Source organism: Streptomyces sp. NRRL S-920 (assembly GCF_000717945.1).
In the GTDB taxonomy this organism is placed as follows: Bacteria; Actinomycetota; Actinomycetes; order Streptomycetales; family Streptomycetaceae; genus Streptomyces; species Streptomyces alboniger.
The window spans coordinates 23,394-48,253 of the sequence record NZ_JODF01000050.1; the positions used below are offsets into that span (position 1 = coordinate 23,394).

At 71.6% G+C, this 24,860-nt stretch carries 20 protein-coding genes; 9 read left to right on the plus strand and 11 right to left on the minus strand.

The window, feature by feature from the left end:
* Window positions 1-84: 84 nt before the first annotated feature.
* The 4 genes from IG54_RS0128370 to IG54_RS0128385 form a co-directional block, all read right to left on the minus strand.
* Window positions 85-3,873: a multifunctional oxoglutarate decarboxylase/oxoglutarate dehydrogenase thiamine pyrophosphate-binding subunit/dihydrolipoyllysine-residue succinyltransferase subunit gene (locus IG54_RS0128370; protein WP_030790593.1), complete on the minus strand. Its 3,789-nt coding sequence runs from the start codon at window positions 3,871-3,873 to the stop codon at window positions 85-87.
* A 276-nt stretch (window positions 3,874-4,149) separates the two neighbouring features.
* A complete protein-coding gene (locus IG54_RS0128375; protein WP_030790597.1) occupies window positions 4,150-5,229 on the minus strand; it encodes a sensor histidine kinase in 1,080 nt (359 codons plus the stop codon).
* A gap of 13 nt (window positions 5,230-5,242) precedes the next feature.
* On the minus strand, window positions 5,243-5,983 hold the full coding sequence (locus IG54_RS0128380) for a response regulator transcription factor (RefSeq protein ID WP_030790599.1): 741 nt from the start codon (window positions 5,981-5,983) through the stop codon (window positions 5,243-5,245).
* A 65-nt stretch (window positions 5,984-6,048) separates the two neighbouring features.
* Window positions 6,049-6,726 carry a spermidine synthase gene (locus IG54_RS0128385; RefSeq protein WP_030790601.1) on the minus strand — a complete coding sequence of 226 codons (678 nt, stop codon included), beginning with the start codon at window positions 6,724-6,726 and terminating at the stop codon, window positions 6,049-6,051.
* A gap of 153 nt (window positions 6,727-6,879) precedes the next feature.
* Between IG54_RS0128385 and IG54_RS0128390 the strand changes: the two genes are divergently transcribed.
* A complete protein-coding gene (locus IG54_RS0128390) occupies window positions 6,880-7,707 on the plus strand; it encodes a rhomboid-like protein (RefSeq protein ID WP_078594601.1) in 828 nt (275 codons plus the stop codon).
* A gap of 45 nt (window positions 7,708-7,752) precedes the next feature.
* Here IG54_RS0128390 and IG54_RS0128395 read toward each other — a convergent pair whose 3' ends face one another.
* On the minus strand, window positions 7,753-8,766 hold the full coding sequence (locus IG54_RS0128395) for a methyltransferase (RefSeq protein ID WP_030790607.1): 1,014 nt from the start codon (window positions 8,764-8,766) through the stop codon (window positions 7,753-7,755).
* Window positions 8,767-9,007: 241 nt separating this feature from the next.
* Between IG54_RS0128395 and lon the strand changes: the two genes are divergently transcribed.
* Entirely contained in the window at window positions 9,008-11,431 is a 2,424-nt protein-coding gene (gene lon / locus IG54_RS0128400; RefSeq protein WP_030790610.1) for an endopeptidase La, read from the plus strand.
* A gap of 51 nt (window positions 11,432-11,482) precedes the next feature.
* On the opposite strand, the gene IG54_RS0128405 is transcribed toward lon, so the two are convergent.
* Window positions 11,483-12,316 carry a lysozyme gene (locus IG54_RS0128405; RefSeq protein ID WP_030790613.1) on the minus strand — a complete coding sequence of 278 codons (834 nt, stop codon included), beginning with the start codon at window positions 12,314-12,316 and terminating at the stop codon, window positions 11,483-11,485.
* A 256-nt stretch (window positions 12,317-12,572) separates the two neighbouring features.
* Here IG54_RS0128405 and IG54_RS0128410 point away from each other — a divergent pair, with 256 nt between their 5' ends.
* Window positions 12,573-13,061: a MarR family winged helix-turn-helix transcriptional regulator gene (locus IG54_RS0128410; protein WP_030790616.1), complete on the plus strand. Its 489-nt coding sequence runs from the start codon at window positions 12,573-12,575 to the stop codon at window positions 13,059-13,061.
* Window positions 13,062-13,112: 51 nt separating this feature from the next.
* Here the strand turns inward: IG54_RS0128410 and IG54_RS0128415 are convergent, their stop codons facing one another.
* On the minus strand, window positions 13,113-13,958 hold the full coding sequence (locus IG54_RS0128415; protein WP_030790619.1) for a protein phosphatase 2C domain-containing protein: 846 nt from the start codon (window positions 13,956-13,958) through the stop codon (window positions 13,113-13,115).
* Window positions 13,959-14,338: 380 nt separating this feature from the next.
* Between IG54_RS0128415 and IG54_RS0128420 the strand changes: the two genes are divergently transcribed.
* From IG54_RS0128420 to IG54_RS0128440, 5 genes are read left to right on the plus strand one after another with little or no spacing between them, the layout of a single operon-like run.
* A complete protein-coding gene (locus tag IG54_RS0128420) occupies window positions 14,339-17,299 on the plus strand; it encodes a nitrate- and nitrite sensing domain-containing protein (RefSeq protein WP_106977112.1) in 2,961 nt (986 codons plus the stop codon).
* A gap of 8 nt (window positions 17,300-17,307) precedes the next feature.
* Entirely contained in the window at window positions 17,308-17,805 is a 498-nt protein-coding gene (locus IG54_RS0128425) for a roadblock/LC7 domain-containing protein (RefSeq protein WP_030790625.1), read from the plus strand.
* A complete protein-coding gene (locus tag IG54_RS0128430) occupies window positions 17,802-18,221 on the plus strand; it encodes a DUF742 domain-containing protein (RefSeq protein ID WP_030790628.1) in 420 nt (139 codons plus the stop codon). The genes IG54_RS0128425 and IG54_RS0128430 overlap by 4 nt, the downstream gene beginning before the upstream one ends.
* Window positions 18,202-18,819 carry a GTP-binding protein gene (locus IG54_RS0128435; RefSeq protein ID WP_030790631.1) on the plus strand — a complete coding sequence of 206 codons (618 nt, stop codon included), beginning with the start codon at window positions 18,202-18,204 and terminating at the stop codon, window positions 18,817-18,819. The genes IG54_RS0128430 and IG54_RS0128435 overlap by 20 nt, the downstream gene beginning before the upstream one ends.
* A gap of 23 nt (window positions 18,820-18,842) precedes the next feature.
* The gene (locus tag IG54_RS0128440; protein WP_030790634.1) at window positions 18,843-20,081 is read left to right on the plus strand and encodes a styrene monooxygenase/indole monooxygenase family protein; all 1,239 of its coding nucleotides are present in this window, start codon (window positions 18,843-18,845) and stop codon (window positions 20,079-20,081) included.
* On the opposite strand, the gene IG54_RS0128445 is transcribed toward IG54_RS0128440, so the two are convergent.
* The 4 genes from IG54_RS0128445 to IG54_RS0128460 form a co-directional block, all read right to left on the minus strand.
* Entirely contained in the window at window positions 20,051-21,208 is a 1,158-nt protein-coding gene (locus IG54_RS0128445; RefSeq protein WP_030790637.1) for a C40 family peptidase, read from the minus strand. The genes IG54_RS0128440 and IG54_RS0128445 overlap by 31 nt on opposite strands.
* 236 nt (window positions 21,209-21,444) lie before the next feature.
* Window positions 21,445-21,717, minus strand: a complete 273-nt coding sequence (locus IG54_RS0128450; RefSeq protein ID WP_030790640.1) for a hypothetical protein — start codon at window positions 21,715-21,717, stop codon at window positions 21,445-21,447.
* A 25-nt stretch (window positions 21,718-21,742) separates the two neighbouring features.
* A complete protein-coding gene (locus IG54_RS0128455; protein ID WP_030790642.1) occupies window positions 21,743-22,468 on the minus strand; it encodes a TetR/AcrR family transcriptional regulator in 726 nt (241 codons plus the stop codon).
* Window positions 22,469-22,532: 64 nt separating this feature from the next.
* Complete coding sequence (locus tag IG54_RS0128460; protein WP_030790644.1) at window positions 22,533-23,471, minus strand: AurF N-oxygenase family protein; 939 nt, start codon at window positions 23,469-23,471, stop codon at window positions 22,533-22,535.
* Between the two features lie 169 nt (window positions 23,472-23,640).
* Between IG54_RS0128460 and IG54_RS0128465 the strand changes: the two genes are divergently transcribed.
* Window positions 23,641-24,768: a ferritin-like domain-containing protein gene (locus IG54_RS0128465; RefSeq protein ID WP_030790647.1), complete on the plus strand. Its 1,128-nt coding sequence runs from the start codon at window positions 23,641-23,643 to the stop codon at window positions 24,766-24,768.
* Window positions 24,769-24,860: the final 92 nt, after the last annotated feature.

Here is a 24,860-nt window from a genome sequence, read left to right on the forward strand (position 1 = left end):
CGGGCCCCCGCATACGCCGGTGGGCCCGGCCCCGAGTCGGAAAGAACTCGGGGCCGGGCCCACCGGACGCGCGACCGTCGAGGCCTAGGCCTCGAAGACCTCGCTCAGGAGCTGCGCCTGCTCCTGCTCGTGGCGCTTCTTCGAGCCGACCGCCGGGGACGAGCCGTGCGGCCGCGAGATGCGGCGCAGACGCTCGCCGTGCGGGATGTCGGCGCCGACCGCCAGGTCCAGGTGGTCGATGAGGTTGAGGGCGATGAAGGGCCACGCGCCCTGGTTCGCCGGCTCCTCCTGCGCCCACAGGTATTTCTCGGCGTTCGGGTACTTGGAGATCTCCTCCTGGAGCTCCGCGCCCGGCAGCGGGTACAGACGCTCGATGCGGATGATCGCCGTGTCCGTGACACCGCGCTTCTGCCGCTCGGCCTCCAGCTCGTAGTAGAGCTTGCCCGCGCAGAAGACGACCTTGCGGACCGCCTTCGGGTCCACGGACGCGTCGCCGATGACCGGGCGGAAGCTGCCCGAGGTGAACTCCTCCGTCTTGGACGCGGCGGCCTTCAGGCGCAGCATCCACTTCGGGGTGAAGACCACCAGCGGCTTGTGGTGCGGGTTGTGCACCTGCCACCGCAGGAGGTGGAAGTAGTTCGACGGGAGGGTCGGCATCGCGACCGTCATGTTGTTCTGCGCGCACAGCTGGAGGAAGCGCTCCGGGCGGGCGGACGAGTGGTCCGGGCCCTGGCCCTCGTAGCCGTGCGGGAGGAGCAGGGTGACGCCGGACGTCTGGCCCCACTTCTGCTCGGCCGAGGAGATGAACTCGTCGACGACGGTCTGCGCGCCGTTGACGAAGTCACCGAACTGGGCCTCCCACATCACGAGGGACTCGGGACGGGCCAGGGAGTAGCCGTACTCGAAGCCCATCGCCGCGTACTCGGACAGGAGCGAGTCGTAGGCGTTGAAGCGCGCCTGCTCCTCGGAGAGGTACAGCAGCGGGGTGTAGTCGTCGCCCGTCTCGCGGTCGATGAGGACCGCGTGGCGCTGGCCGAACGTGCCGCGGCGCGAGTCCTGGCCCGCGAGGCGCACCGGGGTGCCCTCCATGAGCAGCGAGCCGATGGCGAGGGTCTCGCCCATGCCCCAGTCGATCGTGCCGTCCTCGACCATGGCCGCGCGGCGCTGGAGCTGCGGCAGCAGGCGCGGGTGCACGGTGACGCGGTCGGGGATGTTGACCTGGGACTCGGCGATGCGCTTGACGACCTCCTGGGAGATCGCCGTGTTCACCGCGACAGGGAACTCGGCCTCGGGGCCGGGGACCTCCACCGGCGCGGACTGCGAGGTGGCCTCGCGGACCTCGGTGAAGACCTTCTCCAGCTGGCCCTGGTAGTCCTGGAGCGCCTGCTCGGCCTCTTCCAGGGTGATGTCGCCGCGACCGATGAGGGACTCGGTGTAGAGCTTGCGCACCGAGCGCTTCTTGTCGATCAGGTCGTACATCAGCGGCTGGGTGAACGCCGGGTTGTCCGACTCGTTGTGACCGCGGCGGCGGTAGCAGATGAGGTCGATCACGACGTCCTTGTTGAACGCCTGACGGAACTCGAAGGCCAGGCGGGCCACGCGGACCACGGCCTCCGGGTCGTCGCCGTTCACGTGGAAGATCGGCGCCTCGATCATCCGCGCCACGTCCGTCGAGTACATCGACGAGCGGGACGACTCCGGGGCGGCGGTGAAGCCGACCTGGTTGTTGATGACGACGTGGACCGTGCCGCCCGTGCGGTAGCCGCGCAGCTGCGACATGTTCAGGGTCTCGGCGACCACGCCCTGGCCCGCGAAGGCCGCGTCACCGTGCAGGGCGACGGGCAGGACCGTGAAGTCCGTGCCGCCCTTGTTGATGATGTCCTGCTTGGCGCGGACGATGCCTTCCAGGACCGGGTCGACCGCCTCCAGGTGGGAGGGGTTGGCGGCCAGGGAGACCTTGATCTGCTCGCCGTCCAGGCCCGTGAAGGTGCCCTCGGCGCCCAGGTGGTACTTCACGTCGCCGGAGCCGTGCATCGACTTCGGGTCGAGGTTGCCCTCGAACTCGCGGAAGATCTGGGCGTACGACTTGCCGACGATGTTCGCCAGGACGTTCAGGCGGCCGCGGTGGGCCATGCCGATGACGACCTCGTCCAGGCGCGACTCGGCCGCCGAGTCGATGACCGCGTCGAGCAGCGGGATGACGGACTCGCCGCCCTCCAGCGAGAAGCGCTTCTGACCGACGTACTTGGTCTGGAGGAAGGTCTCGAACGCCTCCGCGGCGTTCAGACGGCGCAGGATGCGCAGCTGCTCCTCGCGCTCCGGCTTCGTGGCGTGCTGGCGCTCGATGCGGTCCTGGAGCCACTTGCGCTGCTTCGGGTCCTGGATGTGCATGAACTCGACGCCGGTGGTGCGGCAGTACGAGTCGCGCAGCACGCCGAGGACGTCGCGCAGCTTCATCATCGACTTGCCGGCGAAGCCGCCGACCGCGAACTCCCGCTCCAGGTCCCACAGGGTGAGGCCGTGCTCGGTGATGTCCAGGTCGGGGTGCTTGCGCTGCTTGTACTCCAGCGGGTCCGTGTCGGCCATGACGTGGCCGCGCACCCGGTAGGAGTGGATCAGCTCGAAGACGCGGGCGGCCTTCGTGACGTCGTCGTCGTGCGAGGCGTCGATGTCCTTGAGCCAGCGGACCGGCTCGTAGGGGATCCGCAGCGCCTCGAAGATCTCGTCGTAGAAGTCCTGCTCGCCGAGGAGGAGGTTCGCGACGATGCGCAGGAACTCGCCGGAGGCGGCGCCCTGGATGACCCGGTGGTCGTAGGTCGACGTGAGCGTCATGACCTTCGAGATGCCGAGCTTGTTCAGGGTGTCCTGGGAGGTGCCCTGGAACTCCGCGGGGTAGTCCATCGAGCCGACGCCCATGATGACCGACTGGCCGGGCATCAGACGCGGGACCGAGTGGACGGTGCCGAGGCCGCCGGGGTTGGTCAGGGAGACCGTGACGCCGGTGAAGTCGTCCATGCCGAGCTTGCCGTCGCGGGCGCGGCGGACGATGTCCTCGTAGGCCTGCCAGAACTCGAAGAAGTTCATGGTCTCGGCCTTCTTGATGCCCGCGACCACGAGCTGGCGGTCGCCGTTGGGCTTCACCAGGTCGATGGCGAGGCCGAAGTTGATGTGCTCCGGCTTGACCAGGGTCGGCTTGCCGTCCTTCTCCACGAAGGAGTAGTTCATCGACGGCATGGCCTTGATGGCCTGCACCATCGCGTACCCGATGAGGTGCGTGAAGGAGATCTTCCCGCCGCGGGCGCGCTTGAGGTGGTTGTTGATGACGATGCGGTTGTCGAAGAGCAGCTTCACCGGGACCGCGCGGACCGACGTGGCCGTCGGGACCTCGATCGAGGCGTTCATGTTCTTCGCGACCGCGGCGGCCGGGCCGCGCAGCGTCGTGTACTCGGGTCCTGCCGGGGCCTCCTTCGCGGGCTCCGCCTTGGCGGCGGGCTTCGCGACGGCGGGCTTGGCGGCAGGGGCCGCGGGGGCAGCGGCGGCGGGCTTCGCGGGCTGAGCCGCGGGCGCCGCGGGAGCCGGTGCGGCGGGCGCGGGCTTCGCGGCCGGTGCGGCGGGAGCAGTGGTGGACGCGGCCCCCGCGGCCGCGTCACCCGCCGGCTGCGCCGGGGCGGCGGCTACGGAAGCGCTCACCCCCGGCTTGTAGTCGGCGAAGAAGTCCCACCAGGCTCGGTCGACCGAATTCGGGTCCTGGAGGTACTGCTGATAGATCTCGTCTACGAGCCACTCATTGGGACCGAAGGCGGCGGCAGGGTCCTTGCCCTGCGCGTCTTGGTCGGTCGAAGTGCTCGAGCTACTGGGGGACTGTGACGACACGGCGGTAACCGCCCTCTTCCGCTTCACAAGGTGATGGACAGCGGAAATAAAGGCTACGCCTCCATCGGCGCGAGGTGCAGGCCGGGCCCGTCATCCGTCGCGTAAGTCACACTGGAGCAAGGGTTTCGGCGCTGTAAATGGCGGGAAACAAGCGAGGTTCCGCAACGCGAGATGGCCGCGCGGGTACGTCGGAGGGACGTCTACGCGCGGCGGCGCTCCCCGAGTGCCCACAAGAGCGCCCGGTGAATCGCTTCCGGTTCGAACCCTACGTCAACTTCACGCTTCGGGCAGGCCCGGAAGGGTGACCTGGATCCGGCAGCCGCGAGGGGATTCGGCCACCCCGATGTGGCCGCCGTGCAGATCGACCGCCCAGCGCGCGATGGCGAGGCCGAGGCCCGTGCCGCCGTCGTTGGCGGAGTTCTTGGCGGGGCTGCCCGCGTGGCTGCCCCGGTTGAAGCGCTCGAAGACGCGGTGCCACTCGGACTCCGGGATGCCGGGGCCCTCGTCGAGCACCTCCAGGTCCAGCGACTCGGGGTAGGGGCCGCGCCGGGCCCGTACCGTCACGCGGCCGTGCGGCGGGCTGTGCTTGACCGCGTTGTCGATGAGGTTGGCCACGACCTGGTGCAGGCGCTCGGCGTCCGCGTGGGCCGTCAGCTCCGGGGGCGAGACGTCGAGGTGCAGATGGACGTCCGTACGGGTGTGGCTGCCGGAGCCGGAGGCGATGCCCGCGCGCGCGGAGGCCACCATGTTGGCCTCCTTCAGCACGCCCGACAGATAGGGCCACACCTCGAAGCGGCGGGCCCTGAGCGGTACGACGCCGTTGTCGAGGCGGGACAGGTCCAAAAGGGTCTCGACGAGCCGGCCCAGGCGCTCGGTCTGCTTCAGGGCGGTGCGCATCGTCTCGGGGTCGGCGGCCGAGACACCGTCGACGACGTTCTCCAGGACCGCGCGCAGGGCGGCGATGGGGGTGCGCAGCTCGTGGCTGACGTTCGCGACGAGTTCCTTGCGCTGGGTGTCCTGGGCCTCCAGGTCGTCCGCCATCGCGTTGATGGTGGAGGCCACGTCGCCCAGCTCGTCGCGCCGGTCGGCGCCGCGCACCCGGCGCGTGTAGTCGCCGTGGCTGACGGCGCGGGCCACCGCGTTCATCTCGTCGAGCGGCGCGGTGAGGCTGTGTGCCACGAACTGCGTGATGAGCAGGGTGGCGATCACCGAGAAGACGGTGATGAAGCGCAGCTCGGTCTCGGTCTTCATCGCGACCAGGAGCAGTCCCGTGGTGATGAACACGGAGACGACCACCAGGGCGCCGAGCTTGGTCTTGATGGAGAACGGCCGCAGCTCTCCGAAAGGTCCGCTCATGGCAGGACCGGCCTCATGGCGCCGGGGTCTCTAGGGCGTAGCCCACGCCGTGCACGGTCCGGATCCGCTCGGCGCCGATCTTCCGGCGCAGCGCCTTGATGTGGCTGTCGACGGTCCGGGTGCCGGACGCGTCGGCCCAGTCCCACACCTCGGCGAGCAGCTGTTCGCGGGAGAGGACGGCGCGCGGGGTGTTGGCCAGGCAGACCAGCAGGTCGAACTCCGTGGGCGTCAGGTGGACGTCCTCGCTGCGCACGCGCACACGCCGCTGCGCGTGGTCGATCTCCAGTTCGCCCAGGCGCAGGATGCCGCTGCGGGGGGTGGTCGCGGCGAGCGCGGCCCGTTCGACCCTGCGCAGCAGGACGTGCACCCGGGCCGCCAGCTCGCGCATGGAGAACGGCTTGGTCATGTAGTCGTCCGCGCCGACGCCGAGGCCGACCAGCATGTCCGTCTCGTCGTCACGCGCGGTGAGCATGAGGACCGGGACGGGGCGCTGGGCCTGGACCCGGCGGCACACCTCCAAGCCGTCGAAGCCCGGCAGCATGATGTCGAGAATCAGCAGGTCGGGCTGCCAGGCCTGCGCGGTGTCGACCGCCGAGGGGCCGTCCCCGGCCGTTTGCACAACAAAACCCTCGGCACGCAGCCGGGCGGCGATGGCGTCGACGATCGTCGGGTCGTCCTCGACCACCAGGACCCGGCGCTGGGCGCCGGGTGTCGCGGCTGTCGCGCCGCTGTGGGAGGTGTGTGTCTGCTCCATCGCCCGCCCCTGACACTGATCGCTTGTGTTCGGTCAGCAGGGTACGGGGCGCGAAGGCACCTCGGCTACGCAGCCCGGACGCCGAGGTGCACCACGTCCGGGACGCCTCGGGCAACGGGGATCTCTTCGGTTCGTACCCTCTGGAATCCGGCATTCCGTAGAGCGTCGTCGAAAGTGGACGAGGGCTTGGCGGACCACACGGCGAGCACTCCGCCGGGGGTGAGCCGGGCTTTGCAGGCGGCCAGACCGGCAGGCGAGTAAAGGGAGTTGTTGCCCTCCGTCACCGTCCAGTCGGGGCCGTTGTCGATGTCCAGACAGAGCGCGTCGTACGTCTCCGGGGCCTCGGATATGTAGGTGACGAGGTCGGTGTGAAGAATCTGCGTACGTGGGTCGGCGAGCGCGGTCTGCGACAGCTCGGCGAGCGGTCCCTCGCGGTGCCAGTCGATGATGGCCCGCTCGCGCTCGACGACGGCGATCCGCCCCCAGCGGGGGTCGGCGGCGGCGTGCGCGAGGGAGAAGCCGACGCCGAGCCCGCCGATCAGGACGGCGGGCCGCGGGCGGTCGTCGAGGGCGTCCCGTGCCGCGTCGACGAGCAGCCGCTCGGAGCGGCCGTCGGAGGTGTCCATGAGGAAGCAGCCGTTCGCGATGATCTGGAGCAACTCACCGTGGCGCCGCAGTACGACCTCGCCGTACGGCCCCTCGCGCCGGTCGAGGACGACGGGGGCGGTGGTGTGGGTGTGCATGGCCTCAGCGTATGAGCGGGTGGCGCGGCGGCCGGGGGCAACGCGGAAAATGGCCCCGGGGTTGCTGTGAATCGCGTCCCACGTGGCGTCGGTCATAGACAGCGCCCGAAAAGAGGGCCAAGGGTAGGCCGGGACGGAAGGAGCGCCTCACCCGTGGACCAGAGCGTCGAGCCCTCGGACACCGCCACCGCCCCCGCGTCCGGGGACCGTGAGCCGCCCACCCTGAGCGCGCTCCCGCGCCAGCCGGACCGCCGTTCACCGCCTGAAGCCCGCGCGGCGGCCGCCGCTCCCGTGGACCGCGAAGCCGCCGTTCCCGCGAACCCCGAGGCCTCCGCCGTACCCGCCCGGCGTCCAAGGGTCCGCCCCTGGCGTCTGCTGCCCGACCCCAAGGGCACGCCCTTCACCTTCGGCTACGCGCTCATCCTCGCCGCCACCTCGCTCCTCAGCCAGTACGCCGATCCGGAGGTCGTCGACGCGCTGCTCCGGGGGTCCAGCACCGACGTCGCCCACCTCGCGCACAGCCCCGTCCTCGTCCTCGTCGCCAGCGCCCTGTGGATCGCGGGCGGCATCACATCGCCGTACGCCGTCGGCTTCCTGCTGGTCCTCACCGCGCTGGAGCGCCGCATCGGGGGTCTGCGCACGGCCGGGGTGTTCCTGCTCGGTCACGTCGTCGCGACCCTCGCCACGGAGGTCCCGGTCGGGCTCTCCGTCCTCGCGGGCCATCTGCCCGACAGCTCGCTGCACCGCCTCGACTACGGCATCAGCTTCGGGGTGGCCGCCAGCGTCGGCGCGCTCGCGGGACTGCTCACGCCGTGTCTGCGGTGGGCGGTGCTGGCGGGCTTCGGCTGGATGCTGGTCGAGGAGCTGATCGCGTTCACCGACCCGATGACGAACTGGGGCCACCTCCTGGCGCTCGTGATCGGCGTCTCCAGCTGGCCGCTGATCCGCCGCGGACGCCGGTCCTTGGCGGGCCGCCCCTGAAAGCGCCTCGGCACTGAGGGCGCCTCCGTACTGCGACCGGGCTCGTCACGCGGGCACCGCCTCCACCACCGACGGGAACGCCGCCGTCGGCAAAACCCGCGTCAGCTCGAACCCGGCCCGGGAGAGCAGCGCGGCGAACTCCGCCTCCGTACGCTCCTGACCGTCCACGATCGCCGCCATCGCGACGTCCATCGCCTTGCCGGGGTGCGGGTCGTTGCCCGCGGGCAGGACGGACTCGACGATCAGGAGGCGGCCGTCCGGCGCCATCGCCGTACGGCAGTTGCGCAGGATCCGCAGGCAGGCCTCGTCCGGCCAGTCGTGCAGGACGTGCTTGAGGACGTACAGGTCGCCGCCCTTGGGGACGCCCGTGAAGAAGTCGCCCGACTCGGCGCTCCAGCGGCCCCGCACCGCCTCGTCCCCGCTCAGGACGTGCGTACTGACCGCCGGGGTCTGGTCGAAGAGGACCCCGGTCAGGCCCGGCCGCCCGCGCAGGACCGCCCGCAGGAGGCCGCCGCGCCCGCCGCCGACGTCCACCACCGTGCCCTTCGCGGGGAACGGGTACGTCCCGGCCACCACCGCGTCGACGGGGGCCGAGAGCGAGGTCATGCCGGCGTCGAACAGTTCCCGCAGCGCGGGGTCCCCGGCCAGATACGCGAAGAACGGCTGCCCGAAGACCCGCTCGAAGGAGGCGCCCTCCTCGCGCACGGCCTCCTCCAGACCCGCGGAGGTCCGCCGGAACGCCGCGTCGGTCAGCATCACGACCGCGCCGTGCTGCGAATAGGGGGCGTCCGTGCGCAGCGCGTCCCCGAGGGGAGTGAGGTGGAACGCGCCTGCCTCGTCCTCGCGGAAGACGCCGCGCGTGGCGAGATAGCGCAGGACGCGTCGCAGGTGCCCGGCGTGCGTGCCGGTCAGCTCCGCCAGCTCCTCGGCGGTGCGGGGGCCCGGTGCCAGATGGTCGGCGATCCGGCAGCGTGCGGCCGTGCGCAGCGCCGCCGAGAGGAGGTGCCCCAGCGCGATCTCCATGAGCTGACCGGCGGCGCCGGCCACCTGGTCCGCCATCGCGTCCGCCGCTGCCGGGTCCACCGGGCCGTCGCTGTTCTCGGGTGTGTCCACCGTGGGTCTCCTCCGTGAGAGTCGGAGCGTCCACGTTCCTCACCGAACGCCGGTCCGTACAGGGGGCGTCGCCACCGCCACGGGCGGGTGACCGGTGATCGCTCAGAGCGAACAGCCCTTGGGGAACATTGAGGCGCTCATAAGCATTGAGTCGATACAGCTCAACTTGAATGCCGAAAGGGAGATCATGGCTACTGAGTCCACCTCGTACACATCGCTCACTCTGCCTGTGCTGCCGCTCGACGACGAGGTGGTCCTGCCCGGCATGGTGGTCCCCTTCGACCTCTCCGACGCGGAGGTGCGCGCCGCGGTGGAGGCCGCGCAGGCCGCGGCCCGCTCCGAGGGCGACAGCAAGCCGAAGGTGCTGCTTGTTCCGCGCATCGACGGGACGTACGCGGCGACCGGCGTCCTCGGCACCGTCGAGCAGGTCGGACGACTCTCCGACGGCGACCCCGGTGCCCTCATCCGCGGCCGGGGGCGCGTGCGCATCGGCGCCGGTACGACCGGGCCCGGCGCCGCCCTGTGGGTCGAGGGGCAGCAGGTCGAGGACGCCGCCCCCGAGCCGCTGCCGGGCGCCGTCGCCGAGCTGGTCAAGGAGTACAAGGCGCTCGCCACCAGCTGGCTGAAGAAGCGCGGCGCCTGGCAGGTCGTCGACCGCGTCACGCAGATCGACGACGTCTCCGCCCTCGCCGACAACTCCGGCTACTCGCCCTTCCTGACCACCCAGCAGAAGATCGAGCTGCTGGAGACCGAGGACCCGGTCGCCCGCCTCAAGCTCGCCACCGAGCAGCTGCGCGAGCACCTCGCCGAGCAGGACGTCGCCGAGTCCATCGCCAAGGACGTGCAGGAGGGCGTGGACAAGCAGCAGCGCGAGTTCCTGCTGCGCCGCCAGCTGGACGCCGTACGCAAGGAGCTGCGCGAGATCAACGGCGAGAAGGAGGGCGAGGAGTCCGACGACTACCGCGCCCGCGTCGAGGCCGCCGACCTGCCGGAGAAGGTCCGCGAGGCCGCCCTCAAGGAGGTCGACAAGCTGGCGCGCGCCAGCGACCAGTCGCCCGAGGGCTCGTGGATCCGCACCTGGCTGGACACCGTCCTCGAACTGCCCTGGAACGAACGCACCGAGGACGAGTACGACATCAAGGGCGCCCAGGAGATCCTCGACGCCGAGCACGCCGGGCTCCAGGACGTGAAGGAGCGCATCACCGAGTACCTCGCGGTCCGCAAGCGCCGCTCCGACCGCGGCCTCGGGGTCGTCGGCGGGCGCCGCGGCGGCGCCGTACTCGCCCTCGTCGGCCCGCCCGGCGTCGGCAAGACCTCGCTCGGCGAGTCCGTCGCGCACGCCATGGGCCGCAAGTTCGTGCGGGTCGCGCTCGGTGGCGTACGCGACGAGGCGGAGATCCGCGGACACCGCCGTACGTACGTGGGGGCGCTGCCCGGGCGGATCGTGCGGGCCATCAAGGAGGCCGGGTCCATGAACCCGGTCGTGCTCCTGGACGAGATCGACAAGGTGGGCTCGGACTTCCGCGGCGACCCGGCCGCCGCCCTCCTCGAAGTCCTCGACCCGGCGCAGAACCACACCTTCCGGGACCACTACCTGGAGGTGGAGCTGGACCTGAGCGACGTCGTCTTCCTGGCGACGGCGAACGTCCTCGAAGCCATCCCCGAGGCCCTGCTCGACCGCATGGAGCTGGTCCGGCTCGACGGCTACACCGAGGACGAGAAGATCGTCATCGCCCGCGACCACCTGCTCCCGCGCCAGCTGGACCGCGCGGGCCTGGAGAAGGACGAGGTCACCCTCGACGAGAGCGCCCTGCGCAAGCTGGCGGGGGAGTACACGCGCGAAGCGGGCGTACGCAACCTGGAGCGGTCCGTGGCGCGGCTGCTGCGCAAGGTCGCGGCCCAGCACGAACTGGGCGAGCGCGAGCTGCCCCTCACCGTCACCGACGCGGACCTGCGCGACCTGATCGGGCGGCCGCACCACGTGCCCGAGTCCGCCCAGGACCCGGCCGAGCGGCGCACCGCGGTGCCGGGCGTGGCGACCGGGCTCGCGGTCACCGGGGCGGGCGGCGACGTGCTGTTCGTCGAGGCGTCGCTCGCCGACCCGGAGACGGGCGCGTCGGGGCTCACGCTCACCGGTCAGCTCGGCGACGTCATGAAGGAGTCGGCGCAGATCGCCCTGTCGTTCCTGCGCTCGCACGGCGCCGAACTGGAGCTGCCTGTGGCCGACCTGAAGGACCGGGGCGTGCACATCCACTTCCCGGCGGGCGCGGTGCCGAAGGACGGCCCGAGCGCGGGCGTCACGATGACGACCGCCCTCGCCTCGCTGCTCAGCGGGCGCCTTGTCCGCACCGACGTGGCGATGACCGGTGAGGTCTCGCTGACCGGCCGGGTGCTGCCGATCGGCGGTGTCAAGCAGAAGCTGCTCGCCGCGCACCGCGCCGGGATCACGACGGTGATCATCCCGAAGCGGAACGAGGCGGACCTCGACGACGTCCCGGTCGAGGTGCTGGAGAAGCTGGACGTGCACGCGGTCACCGATGTGCGCCAGGTGCTCGAACTGGCGCTCGCAGAAGCCACGGTGGGCGAGGTGCGGGTGCCGGTCGCGGCGTGACGGGTGGGGGAACGGCGGCCGCCTCGCACGGGGCGGCCGCCGTCCGCGCCCTCAGCCGTTCGCGAGCGCCTGCACCCTGTCGTAGGCGCCGTTGAACTTGTTGTGGTCACCGACCGTCGGCCCGGAGGAGGTGTACTGCCACATGGTGTGGAAGCCCCAGCCGGCCGGCAGCTCGCCCGGGGTGGTGTCGTAGCGGGCGATCCACAGCGGGTTGCTCGCGCCGAAGCCGCTGTAGTTGCCGGTGCACTGCTTCCACCAGCTGGTGGCGGTGTAGATCACGGCGTCGCGGCCGGTGCGCGCCTTGTACGTGTTCAGGAAGTCACGGATCCAGCTGACCATCCCGGACTGCGTCTTGCCGAAGCAGGCCGCCCCGTAAGGGTTCCACTCGATGTCCAGCGCGCCCGGCAGCGTCCTGCCGTCGCGCGACCAGCCCCCGCCGTTGTCCACGAAGTAGTTGGCCTGGGCGGCGCCGCTCGCGGTGTCGGGCGTGGCGAAGTGGTAGGCCCCGCGGATCATGCCCACGTTGTACGACCCGTTGTACTGCTGGGCGAAGTAGGGGTTCTTGTAGTACGTGCCCTCGGTGGCCTTCACGTAGGCCCACTTCACCCCGCTGTTCCACAGGGTCGACCAGGCGACGTTGCCCTGGTGGCTGCTGACGTCGACGCCCTCGGTCTGGACGGCGCCGCCGCCGGTGGGCAGCCCGCCCTGGCCGTCGTGTTCGATGACGCCCTGCCCGAGGCGCGCGGAGCCGCGCGGGGGGATGTCGTCCGCCCGGGCCGCCGTGGGGAGCGTCAGGAGGAGGGAGAGAGCGGACAGGGCTGCGAGGAGGACACCCGCCGGCGACAAGCGCGAGGGGCGGGCAGGTCCGGGTCTGTGCACAGGCATGCGTGCCTCCGAAGGCCTCGGGGGTGCTCTGGGGGGACCTGTCGACAGGTTCATGGTGTGAACATGTCACTTGAAAAGCTACGCACGTAGACCACGGCGGGGAAGGGGGGCAGAGTGGTGCCGTTGGTCCACTCCTGTGGCGGTGCCACCGGATCGGCACCGCCGCGACCTTGCGAAATACTGGTCAGGCCGCTGGCGCCACGGCCACGGCGCGAGAGCCTCGCGGCGATAACTTTCAGAATCGGGAAAGCGGGACATGGCTGCTACAGAAGAGGGTGTGACGGTCGGGGCGCACGGTGACGCCGGACCGGGGGAGGACCGCGAGTTCCTCTCCCTGGAGCGGGAGTTGTCGCTCCTGATGCGCCGCGCGCGGGCCAGGTCCGGCGAGATGGCACGCCAGGTCCACCCCGACCTGGAGCCCGCCGCGTACGGCCTGCTCGTCTGCCTGGACGACTCGGGTCCGCAGCGCGCCACCGACCTCGCCGCGTACATCGGGGTCGGCAAGGCGACGATGAGCCGCCAGCTGCGGGCCATGGAGGAGCTGGGCCTGGTCTCCCGCGAGCCCGACCCCGCCGACGGGCGCGCCTGGCTGATCCGGCTCACGCCCGACGGCCGCACCCGCTTCCGCACGGTCCGCGCCGCCCGCCGCGCCCGCTACGTGCGTCAACTCCAGGGCTGGGACCGGGCGGAGGTCGCCGAGCTGGCGCGGCTGCTCGGGCAGCTCAACGCGAGCGCCGAGTCATGAGCGACGGGGCGCGTTCCGCCTGGTGAGCCTCGGGGCCCGTCCCTGGAGGGGCTACAGCTCCACGTACACCACCGCCGCGTCGTCATGCCGCTTGCCGCGCGGGAAGGCGAGGCGGTCGGGGTCGGCGTGCTCCAACTCCCTTACGCGGTCCAGCAGATGCTGCGGGCCTTCCTTGCGCAGCAGCGCGAGGCACTCGGGCCAGTCGCCCTCGCGGAAGGTCTCGACCCAGCGCGATGCCCCGTCGGTGAGCGCCGCCACCGCCGTCACGTCCGCGCGCGGCAGCTCACCGGTGATCGCGCGCAGGGCGGCGGAGGGGTCCGCCGCGGCCGTGAAGAAGCCGTTCTCGGCGTTGCGCAGCGCCTCGACCGCCGCTCCGTACGCCCGGCCCGCCACCTCCCGCTCGGCCGAGCCGCGCGGCAGGGCGCGCACCTGGTCACGCAGGGCCTGCACGGCGGGCGGCAGTTCGGCCAGGCGCCGGTCGAGGACGGCGCTCACCCCGCCGCCGACGCTCGCGACGAGGAGCGCCGAGTCGGACAGGACCAGATGCTCGACGCGTTCGGCGTCCCACCGCACGAGCACCACTGTTGCCTGAGGGGTGCGAGGGTGAGAAAGGTCACAGGTTGAACCATGCGCGTCGGCGGTACGCGCAATGGCGCCCGCCAAGACCTCAGGGAGCGTCATATCCCGCCGCGAAACGGACAGTTCGCCCAGAGCGCCGCCGAGGCGCGCGGTGAACCAGGGGACGGAATGCAGACAGCCCACCGATCCCTCGGGCGGCGTCACGCCGTCCAGGAGGATGAGCGATCCGCCCTGCCCGGACGCGGGAAGCGCGACGGAGGCGTAGTCCTCGTTGGGGCGTGCGGGGTCTCCGGGCTCAGTGGCGAGTTCGATACGCATCCGGCCAGTCTGCCCGAGGCCCTCAAGGGGGCGGCCGGAAAGGGCGCGGGGGCGGCGGATCGGCCCGGGGTGGCGAAACGCGCGCCGGAATTCGACCGGAATGATCAACTCCGGTGGTGTGTGGCGGCGCATCCTGCCAAAGCCGGTCGGCGACGTCCAACCGGCGCACCGCATATGCCGGACGCCGATAGCCTTGGGACTTGCCCGCCAACTCCCCACCGATGTTCACTCCTTCGGGTGGCCAGGCAGGCGATGCGCGACCACCACTCACCGGCGCTGGAAGTGTCAGGTGCCGTAACCGGGGGCGCGCTCGTGTTGACGGATCGTCACCCGGGCCCAAGGGCAGACGAAAAACAGGAATGCGAGCACCGGTGCAGAAGATGCGGCCTCGGCGTAAAGGCAAGCAGACGGCCCCGGAAGGGGCCACGCCGGGCGCGACCACCCCGACCGACCGTGCGCCCGGGCGCACGGCCACGGACCCTGCGGCGGGACCCGTGGGCTCCGCGGCCCCGGCGGCTCCGGAGTCCGCAGTGTCCCCGGCTTCCCCGGTGACCTCGGGAGGAGTGGACGCGGTTTCCGGGCGGGACGCGGCCTTCGGTCCGGACGCCTCCGCCACACCCGGCGCCTCCGCCACACCCGGCACACCCGAGCCGTCCGCCGCGGCGGGGCCGGACGAGCCCGACGTGACGCCCGCACCCCCGGCCGGGGACTCCGCCAAGGCGGCCGCAGCGGCCGCCGCGGGCGTCAACAAGAAGCCCACCGCCCGCGTACGCAACCGGCTGATCGTCGCCGTCGCGGTCGTGGCCGCCGCGATCGCGGGAGCGGGCGCGCCCGCCATCGTCGCCGCGTCCGGCCGGCTCAACGACACCCAGAGCCTGGTGACCCTCGCCGAGCACACCCAGCAGGCGGTCTCCCTCGGGCACTCGCTGGCCGACGAGCGCGACGAGGTCACCTCCTTCATCGCCGCGGGACGCCCCCAGGGCAAGGGCCTCTCCCAGAGCCGCAGCGCCCGCGTGGACCGCCAGATCGACGAGCTGCGCGGCGCCGACGCCCCCGCCGGGCTCCGCGGCGAGCTGGCCGACATCGCCGCCGTCCGCCGCTCCGCGCTCACCGGCAAGACCACCGCCCTCGAAGCGCACGAGGCGTATACGAAGGTCATCACCGAACTCCACGGCCTCACCCGTGACCTGGCCGAGCAGCTGCCGCCCGAGGTCAACAGGGGCGCCCTCGCCCTCGCCGACCTCGACCACGCCGTCGAGCAGGCCGCCGCCGCCCGCGGGCTCCTCCTCGCCGCTCTCGCCGTGCCCCGCTCCACCGCCCCCGGGACCGACCCCGTCACCGGCCTCCCGGCCACCGGCGTGGACGAGCCCCCGGCCGCGGGCAAGCGCCGCGACGGCCTCAGCGCGGCCGCCCAGCGGGCCCACATCCGCGAGCTGGCCGCGCTCGCCGACTTCCGGGACGCCGCGGGCGAGTCCGACCGCACCACGTACGACTCGACCGTCACGGGCGCCGAGGTCACCGCCGCCGAGAAGTACCTCTCCCGGCTCACCGACCAGCCCACGCTCTCCGGCGCCGAGCTGGGCTACGACCGCAAGAAGCTCGACGCCGCCCTCTCCGCCCGCATCGAGACGATGCGCGGCGCCGAGTCCGCGCTCGGCGTCGAGCGCACCAAGCGGCTCGCCCAGCTGCGAGACGACGACGTCACGGCGCTGGAGATCCGCGTCGCGCTCGTCGGCGTGCTGCTGCTCGTCGCGGTCGGCGTCACCATGGGGATGGCCCGCTCGCTGACCCGCCCGCTCGCCGTTCTGCGCCTGGGCTCCGCCCGTCTGGCGACCGAGCCCGCGCCCCAGGAGCCGATCCGCTTCACGGGCCGCGACGACGAGTTCGCCCAGGTCGTCCGCTCCGTCAACGCCCTGCACGGCCACGCCGCCGCCCTCACCGAGCGCCTGGCCACGCTCGAAACGGACCGCAAGCACCTCATCGGCAAGCGCCGGACCATGGCCGACGAGCGCGACGCCCTGCGCGCCGAACTCGCCGAGGCGTCCGTGCACCTGGAGCGCGTACGCCAGTCCATCCACGGCACCTTCGTCAATCTGGCCCTGCGCACCCTCGGCCTGGTCGAGCGCCAGCTCGCCGTGATCGAGAACCTGGAGGACCGCGAGCAGGACCCCGACCGGCTCGCCACGCTCTTCAAGCTCGACCACCTCGCCACGGTCATGCGCCGCCACAGCGAGAACCTCCTGGTCCTCGCGGGGGCAGAGCACGGCCACCAGCACCCCGGCCCGGTCCCGCTCGTGGACGTCGTACGCGCCGCCGTCTCGGAGATCGAGCGGTACGAGCGCGTACGCATCGCCACGCTGCCGCCGCACGCGCACATCGCGGGCTTCGCCGCGGACGACATCAGCCACCTCACCGCCGAACTCCTGGAGAACGCCACCTCGTTCTCCCCGCCCGACGCCTCCGTGGAGGTCTCCGGATGGCTCCTGGAGAGCGGCGAGGTCATGCTCTCCGTCCAGGACGAGGGCATCGGCGTCACCCGGGACCGTATGCGCGAGCTGAACGCCCGGCTCACCAACTTCGACCCCGACGACGCGTACGACCAGGAGAGCGGGGAGGGCCTCGGGCTCGGCCTCTACGTCGTCGCGCGGCTCGCGGCGCGGCACGGGGCGCGGGTGCGGCTGCGGGAGCAGAAGCAGGGCGGTGTCGCGGCGGTCGTGGTGCTGCCCAAGCCGATCCTGGCGGAGGCTCCCGCGTCGGCCACGGCGCTCACCCCGCCGCGGGCGGGGGAAACCCTGGTCCACCTGCCCGGGTCGGAGGCGGAGGCCAACTCCAACGTCATCCCGGGGCGGTTGACCGGTGCGCCCGGTGACGACCAGGACCCGCTGATCGCGGCGGCGGAACGGACGCTGGAGACGGCCCTGCCGACACCGGCGGAGGAGGAGCCCGCGCCCTCCGCCGAGACGACCATGGAGCTGACCGCGCCCGCCGCCCCGGAAGCGGAAGCGGAAGCCCAAGCGGAACCGGAGCCCGAGCCCGACGCGGCCCCCGCGCCCCCCAAGTGGGAGCGCGTCACCGACAAGGGGCTGCCCAAGCGCACCCCGAAGATCACACCGCCCGTGGCCGCCGCGCCCCAGCAGCGCAGCGGTTCCGTGGATGCCGAAACGCTCCGCCGCCGCCTCGGCGGCTTCCACCAGGGCGCCCAGAGCGGCCGACGGGACGTGGAAGCGGAACTCGCCGCCGAAACGGAAACGGCGGACCCGAGGGAAACGCAGCAAGGTAACGCAAAGAACGCAAAAGACGCAGACGTAATGGGGGACTCAGTCGAGGAGGCAAGCAGTTGACTGCGCCCATGCGCACGCCCAGTTCTTCCGCCGGACCCGCCGCATACGGCCTGAGCAGTGAAGCCCGCAATCTGCACTGGCTGCTGACGAACCTCGTGGAGGAGGTGCCAGGGATCCTCTCCGTCGCGGTGGTCTCCTCCGACGGACTGCTGCTGCTCTCCTCCGATCCCGGGCGCAACGCCGAGCGCCCCGCCGCGAACCCCAAGGGCCCCCGGGGCTCCAGCGCCGACCTCGCCACCATCGTCTCCGGACTGGGCTCCCTGACCATCGGCGCCGCCCGGCTGATGGACGGCGGCGGGGTCAAGCAGACCGTGGTCGCGATGGAGGAGGGCAGCCTCTTCGTCATGACGGTCAGCGACGGCTCGCTGCTCGGCGTGCACGCCACCCCCGACTGCGACATGAGCGTCGTCGCGTACCACATGGCGCTCTTCGTCGGCCGCGCCGGACACGTCCTCACCCCCGAACTCCGCAGCGAGCTGCGCAAGTCGAGGGAGAGCGCCCGATGAGCGGCAGCAGCCGTAAGGCCCCGAGGCTCCCGCAGCGGGGCGGCGACCGGAAGCCCGCTCGCGTACGCCCCTACTCGCTGACCGGCGGCCGGACCAGGTTCGGTCACGTCCTGCTCGTCGAGACGTTCGTGGCGAGCCACCCCGAGCTGGAGGCCGCCGAGGAGCGCCGCGAACTGCCCAAGGGCACCCTGGCGCGGGTCATGCCGGAGATGCGGGCGATCGTCGAGATCTGCCGGCGCATGCGCACGGTGGCGGAGATCGCGGCCCTCCTCAAGATCCCGCTCGGCGTGGTCCGCGTCCTGCTCAGCGACCTCGCCGACCAGGGAAAGATCCGCGTGTACGGAACGGGCCACGGCCCGGGTCAGCCCGACCGCGCACTGCTGGAAAGGGTGCTGAGTGGACTCCGCCGTCTCTGAACTCCTCGCGAACGAGGGTCAGTTGCAGGCCTGGCAGACGGACAGGTCACGGGCCCCGATCGCCACGAAGATCGTGGTGGCCGGTGGCTTCGGCGTCGGCAAGACGACGCTGGTGACCGCCGTCTCCGAGATCACGCCCCTCCAGACGGAGGCGCTGATGACACAGGCGAGCGCCGACACCGACGACCTGAGCGGGACGCCCGGCAAGACGACCACCACGGTCGCCATGGACTTCGGCCGCATCACGCTCGACGACGACCTGGTGCTCTACCTCTTCGGCACGCCCGGTCAACAGCGCTTCTGGTTCATGTGGGACGACCTGGTGCGCGGCGCGATCGGCGCTGTCGTGCTCGCCGACACCCGCCGCCTCTCCGACTGCTTCCCGGCGCTCGACTACTTCGAGAGCTGCGGCCTGCCGTACATCGTGGCCGTCAACCACTTCGACGGCAGCGAGAAGTTCGAGGTCCCCGATGTGCGCGAGGCGCTGACGGTGCCGCCGCACATACCCGTGCTGATCATGGACGCGCGGCAGCGCATCTCGGTCATCGAATCGCTGCTCGCCCTGGTCGGCCACGCGCTCGACGTCACCCCTGAGTAAGACCTGAGTAAGAGAAGGACCCCATGCGGAAGATACTTGTCGTCGGAGCCGGACAGTCCGGGCTCCAGATCGCTCTCGGGCTCCAGGCACAGGGATACGAGGTCACCCTGATGTCCAACCGCACGGCGGACGAGATCCGGTCCGGGCGGGTCATGTCCACCCAGTGCATGTTCGACACGGCGCTCCAGCACGAGCGCGACATCAAGGCGAACTTCTGGGAGTCCCAGGCCCCGAGGATCGAGGGCCTCGGCGTCTCGGTCGCCGGCCCGGACTCCTCCCGCGTCATCGACTGGGTCGGCAAGCTCGACGGATACGCCCAGTCCGTCGACCAGCGCGTGAAGATGGCGGGCTGGATGGAGACGTTCGCCCAGCGCGGCGGCCAGCTGGTCATCCACGGCGCGGCGGTCTCCGACCTCGACTACTTCTCGCGCGCCTACGACCTGGTGCTCGTCTCGGCGGGCAAGGGCGAACTCGTCTCGATGTTCGAGCGCGACGCGTCCCGCTCGCCGTTCACCGAGCCCCAGCGGGCCCTCTCGGTCGCCTACGTCCACGGGCTCGGCCCGCGCCCCGAGCACCCCGAGTTCGACGCGGTGCGCTGCAACCTCGTACCCGGCGTCGGCGAGCTGTTCGTCATGCCGACCCTCACCACGTCCGGCCGCGCGGACATCCTCTTCTGGGAGGGCATCCCCGGCGGCCCCCTGGACGTCTTCCAGGGCGTCAAGGACCCGAGCGAGCACCTGGCGCTGACGCTGGAACTCCTGGAGAAGTTCCTGCCGTGGGAGTACGCGCGCGCCACGAAGGTCGAGCTGACCGACGCGGGCGGCACACTCGCCGGGCGGTACGCCCCCACGGTCCGCAAGCCCGTCGGCCGGCTGCCCGGCGGGGGTGTTGTCCTCGGCGTCGCGGACGTCGTCGTCGCCAACGACCCGATCACCGGGCAGGGCTCCAACTCGGCGTCCAAGTGCGCCGCCTCGTACATCTCCTCCATCGTCGAGCACGGCGACAAGCCGTTCGACGAGGCGTGGATGCAGTCGGCGTTCGACCGGTACTGGGACACCGCGCAGTGGGTCACCAAGTGGACCAACGCGATGCTGGGCGCCCCGCCGGAGCACGTCCTGAACATCCTCGGCGCGGCGGGTCAGCTCCAGCCGGTCGCCGACCGGTTCGCGAACGGCTTCAACGACCCGTCCGACTTCGAGAACTTCTTCTACGACCCGGAGAAGGCCGCCGCCTACCTGGACTCGGTCGCCGCCGGGTCCTGATCGCCGCTGTAGCCCAGGTCGCTGCCCGAGGTCGCCCCCTCGGGCAGCCTCGGCGGGATGTACCCCCGCATCGACCGGCCCCGGGGGTCGGGCCGCACCGCGCCGAGGACCGGGTTGGCCGCGATCGGCGACACCTTGACGCGGGCGCCGGGGCGTGGCGCGTGGACGACCTTCCCGTCGCCCAGGTACAGCGCCACGTGCGTGGCCCTCGGGAAGTAGACGACGAGGTCGCCGGGGCGCAGCCGCGACAGCGGAACGCGCCGCAGCTCGGCCCACTGCTCCTGGCTGGTGCGGGGGATCTCGCGGCCCGCGTACGCCCAGGCCCGGGAGGTCAGCCCCGAACAGTCGTACGCGTCCGGGCCCTCGGCGCCCCACTCGTAGGGCCGCCCGATCTGCCGCACCGCGAAGTCGAGGGCCCTGTCGCCCTGCCGCGAGGGCGCCCGCGTGGCCGTGGCCGGGCTGCCGCTGAGCGCGCCGGACGCCATGAACGCGCGCTGCGCCCGCGCCGTCCCCGCGTCCTCCGCCTCCCGCAGGGCGTCCAGCTGGTCCGGGGTGAGCGCGGAGAGCAGCTCCTGGACCTCCTTGAGCTGCCCGCCGACCTGGTCCCGCTGCTTCTTCTGCCGGGCGGCGAGGGTGGTCTGCGTGGCCAGCGCCCTCTGTGCCGCCCTCGCCAGCGCGTCCGCCCGCCGCTCACCTTCGGCCAGGCGCTCCACGGTGGCGGCGCGGCCCGCGGCCACCCGCTGGATGACGTGGCCCTGGTCGAGGGCGCGCTGGGGGTCGCGGGCCAGGAGCAGGCGTACGTAGGGGGAGAGGCCGGTGGCGTTCTGGTACTGCTGGCGGGCGAGGCGGGCCGCGTCGCCTCGGCCGTCACGCACGGAGGCGCGGGCCTTCGCCAGCTTTCCGGCGAGGTCCTTGGACCTCGCGCGCTGCTCCTTCAGCTTCTCCTCCGTCGCGTTGTACGTCTCCGTTGCCTCTTCGGCGGAGCGATACAGGCGCTGAAGGTCCGTCAGCAGGTCGGCTACGGGGCGTTCTCCTGGCCCCGGGGCCGCTAGGGCGGGGGGTGCGGTCGTGCACAGGGTGCCTAGGGCTGCGCCTGTGCAGGCCCAGCGGAGCAGCCGTTTTGACACGTCATCACCTCCGGGGCGCGGAGGCGCTTCCTCCGCGCACCCCGAGCATCGGGGGCCGGTGCGGGGTTCGCCTCCCGGCGGGGGGCGGGCGGTGGAATGGGGTCACTCGTCCAGGGGGTGGCGGCGTGGGGGGTTGCGTTGTATCGCTGCGGGTGCTTCGTGGCTGGTCGCGCTCGCGCGGCGGAGCCGCAAATGTCACAGCCCCGCGCCCCTTCGGGGCGCTCCTGGCGGGGCGCTCAGGATCTTGTCGGCTTTGACCAGGGCCACTTCAAGCCCGTGTCCTTGTCGCCCTCCGGGGCGTACTCGTACTGCCATCTCGGGGTGAGCGTGCGGCGCTTGCCTGGGGTCGCTGGTACGCGGCGGTAGACCAGGACCGTCGGGGGGCCGCCCGCGTCGTCCGGTACCGGGACGCGGTAGGTCTTCGGGGGGTGGCCGGTCGGGCCCAGCAGGACCGGGAGGACGCGGCCGTCCAGGGGGCCACCCACGAAGGGGGTCTCTTCGCTCTTCACGCCACCAGTGTCACACCACGCGGCGTCACAGCAGGTGGGCCGCGTCGGCCAGCACGGGCAGCACGCGCCGCGCGAGGCCGCCCACCGGGCCCTCCCGCCGTTCCAGGGCCAGCGCCCACCGCACGACCGCCGCCGTCTGCGGGTCGCGCCCCGCCGTCGTCACCAGGACTGCCATGAACTGTTCCACGAGCATGTCCCGCAGGTCGTCCAGCGGCGGCTGCTTCTCCTCGTCGAGCCAGATCAGCGAGGCGGCCTCCACCGCGGTGATCCACATCCGTACCGTCATCCGCAGCCGCGGGCCCGGTTCCGGTACGTCCAGGTGGGCGAGGATGTGCTCGGCGGCGGCTCTGCGCACGCCGTCGACTATCGCGGTGGTCCGTGAGGTCTCCACCACGCTGCCGCCCTGGAGCAGCGCGCTGAATCCGGTGTCGTGCTCGTCGACGAAGGCCAGGTACCGGTCGAGCGCCCGGGAGAGCCGCCGGGTGAGCGGGCCGTCCGGGGGCTCGGCGAAGCACTGCTCCAGTTCCTCGGCGGCGGACCGCAGCGCGGCCTCGTACAACTGCTGCTTGCCGCCGGGGAAGTAGCGGTACACGAGCGGCCGCGAGACGCCGGCCGCCTCCGCCACGTCGTCGAGGTTGACCTCCTCGGGCGCGCGGTGCGCGAAGAGGGTCAGGGCGGACTCCAGGAGCTGCCGCCGCCGCGCCTCGACGCTCAGGCGGCGGTACGCGCGCGTGCTGGCAGGCGAGGTCATGCCTCGCAGCGTAACTCGCCCCGCGCCCTTTCCGGGGCGGCCACATACGGCCCGCGGTCAAGCGCTACGCCAGCAACCCCGAAGACCTCCACAGCCGCCGCCCCGCCCCCCGCATCACGCCTATGTCGTCCAAGAAGTCGGTCAGCCGCTTCGCGCCGGTCTGCATGACCTCCCGCCGGTGCCCGCTCGCCCTCACCTGCGCCACCGCCTCGCGCCGGTCGAGCCCGACGTTCGTATAGACGGCCGGGTTCACGAACGCGATGGAGAAGACGCGGGCCGCCTCGCCGCAGCTGAGGCGGGTCAGCTCCCGTTCCCAGCGCGGAGCGGTCACCATCTGGCGGCGCAACTCCTCGCGCGCGTAACGGACATGGCGCGCCTCCTCCACCACGTGGATACGGGTCACGCCCCGGACGAGGGTCTGGACGCGCTCGTCCGGGAACGTCAGCCGCTGCATCCAGTCGAGGATCTCCTCGCCGAGCAGTGTGCAGGCGAAGGAGCCGGGCGTGGTGGAGACGGTCTTCAGGACGCGCGCGAGGTTGTGGTTGAGGCGCGTGACGGGGTACGTCGGCGCGCCGCCCTTCTCGATCATGCGCGCGAACATCATCGAGTGCCGGCACTCGTCGGCGATCTCCGTCAGCGCGTACCGCACATGCGCGCTGGTCACCGACTTGTCGTAGATGTGCCGGACGAGGAGCTGCATGAGGATGATCTCGAACCAGATGCCGAGCGAGGCGAGCGACGCGGCCTCGTGGCGGGCCAGGTCCATCCGCTGCTCCTCGGACATCCGCCGCCACAGCGGGGTGTCGTAGAGGGAGACCAGCTCCGGCGGCCAGAACCACTTGCCCTCCTCGACCGGGGCCTCCCAGTCGAGTTCCCTGTCGGGATCGAAGGAGTGCTTGGCGGAGGACTCCAGAAGCCGGACGGCTACTTGTTCCCGGTCCTTGAGCAGGCCGAGCGCGTCTCGCAGACCCTGGAGCGAAACGTCTTCCGTCACGGTCGTCATGACTTGTCCCTGCCTTGTCGTGGGAGGTGCGCGTGGGGGTATGCCTGCGAAGCGGGCCCGTTGCGGGTTACCGGCGGTCACCTCTTATGAGACTCCCCGTCAGTAAGGCCGTCAATCCCCTGTGCGTGACTTGTTGACCCTGCGTCCAGGAGCGTGTGAGCCTGCCCGTATGTCGACGCATGAGCTATATACCGGGCCGCCCAAAGCGCCCGACTGGCAGGTCCCGTCGGCCGGTTCGGCCCGCTTCAGCTGGGAGTACGACGAAGGGCGCGACCGTCTCCTCGCCCTCTACCAGAAGGGCAAGGACAAGCAGTGGGACGGCGCCAAGCGCATCGACTGGGACCTGGAGGTCGACCCGCTCGACCCCCTAGGCACCCCGGACGAGTCGCTGTCGCTCTACGGCACCCCCCACTGGGCGAAGATGACCGAGCGGGACAAGGGCGAGCTGCGCAAGCACTACGCCTCCTGGCAGTTCAGCCAGTTCCTGCACGGCGAGCAGGGCGCGATGGTGTGCGCGGCCCGCATCGTGGAGTCCGCCCCCGACCTGGACGCGAAGTTCTACTCCGCGACCCAGACCATGGACGAGGCGCGGCACGCCGAGATCTACGCCCGCTTCCTGCACGAGAAGATGGGGATGCTCTACCCCGTCAACGACAACCTCCAGTCGCTCCTCGGCGACACCCTGCGCGACTCCCGCTGGGACATGCCCTACCTCGGCATGCAGGTCCTCATCGAGGGCCTCGCGCTCGCCGCGTTCGGCATGATCCGCGACACCACGGACAAGCCGCTGCCCCAGCAGATCCTGGCGTACGTCATGCAGGACGAGGCCCGGCACGTCGCCTTCGGGCGGATGGCGCTGCGCGACTACTACAAGCAGCTCACGGACGCGGAGCTGCGCGAGCGCGAGGAGTTCGTCATCGAGGGCTGCTACCTGATGCGCGACCGGCTGCGCGGGGTGGAGGTCCTGGAGAACTTCGGGATACCCAAGGCGCAGGCCGAGGAGTACAGCGAGCAGTCCGAATTCCTCGCCCTGTTCCGGCAGTTGCTGTTCAGCCGCATCGTGCCGTGCGTCAAGGACATCGGCCTGTGGGGCAAGCGCCTCCAGCAGGCGTATGTGGACATGGGCGTCCTCGAACTGGGCGACGCCAGCCTCGACCAGCTCATGACCCAGGACGAGGAGATCGCCGAGAAACTGGACGCGGAGCGCTTCGCCGCCGAGGAGCGCGCACGCGTGACGGAGGTGCGGGACGCGATCGCCGCGGGCGGGAGGACCGGGCCGGCAGGCGAGGAGGCCTAGGGCCTGTCCGGCGGATCATGCCGCGGGCCGCGGGGTCTGGCACTTCCCCAAGCTCTCGGCTTCGCTCGAGCAGGGGAGACCCCATCCAAGCT

What these genes read in the sequence shown, in the direction of transcription:
- IG54_RS0128420 (WP_106977112.1), top strand. Translation starts at nt 14,339, where the DNA reads ATGCGGCCTCGGCGTAAAGGCAAGCAGACGGCCCCGGAAGGGGCCACG.
- IG54_RS0128405 (WP_030790613.1), bottom strand. Translation starts at nt 12,316, where the DNA reads ATGCCTGTGCACAGACCCGGACCTGCCCGCCCCTCGCGCTTGTCGCCG.
- IG54_RS0128425 (WP_030790625.1), top strand. Translation starts at nt 17,308, where the DNA reads ATGCGCACGCCCAGTTCTTCCGCCGGACCCGCCGCATACGGCCTGAGC.
- IG54_RS0128415 (WP_030790619.1), bottom strand. Translation starts at nt 13,958, where the DNA reads ATGCGTATCGAACTCGCCACTGAGCCCGGAGACCCCGCACGCCCCAAC.
- IG54_RS0128410 (WP_030790616.1), top strand. Translation starts at nt 12,573, where the DNA reads ATGGCTGCTACAGAAGAGGGTGTGACGGTCGGGGCGCACGGTGACGCC.
- IG54_RS0128430 (WP_030790628.1), top strand. Translation starts at nt 17,802, where the DNA reads ATGAGCGGCAGCAGCCGTAAGGCCCCGAGGCTCCCGCAGCGGGGCGGC.
- IG54_RS0128375 (WP_030790597.1), bottom strand. Translation starts at nt 5,229, where the DNA reads ATGAGCGGACCTTTCGGAGAGCTGCGGCCGTTCTCCATCAAGACCAAG.
- IG54_RS0128455 (WP_030790642.1), bottom strand. Translation starts at nt 22,468, where the DNA reads ATGACCTCGCCTGCCAGCACGCGCGCGTACCGCCGCCTGAGCGTCGAG.
- IG54_RS0128465 (WP_030790647.1), top strand. Translation starts at nt 23,641, where the DNA reads ATGTCGACGCATGAGCTATATACCGGGCCGCCCAAAGCGCCCGACTGG.
- IG54_RS0128385 (WP_030790601.1), bottom strand. Translation starts at nt 6,726, where the DNA reads ATGCACACCCACACCACCGCCCCCGTCGTCCTCGACCGGCGCGAGGGG.
- IG54_RS0128380 (WP_030790599.1), bottom strand. Translation starts at nt 5,983, where the DNA reads ATGGAGCAGACACACACCTCCCACAGCGGCGCGACAGCCGCGACACCC.
- IG54_RS0128440 (WP_030790634.1), top strand. Translation starts at nt 18,843, where the DNA reads ATGCGGAAGATACTTGTCGTCGGAGCCGGACAGTCCGGGCTCCAGATC.
- IG54_RS0128395 (WP_030790607.1), bottom strand. Translation starts at nt 8,766, where the DNA reads ATGGCGGACCAGGTGGCCGGCGCCGCCGGTCAGCTCATGGAGATCGCG.
- IG54_RS0128460 (WP_030790644.1), bottom strand. Translation starts at nt 23,471, where the DNA reads ATGACGACCGTGACGGAAGACGTTTCGCTCCAGGGTCTGCGAGACGCG.
- lon (WP_030790610.1), top strand. Translation starts at nt 9,008, where the DNA reads ATGGCTACTGAGTCCACCTCGTACACATCGCTCACTCTGCCTGTGCTG.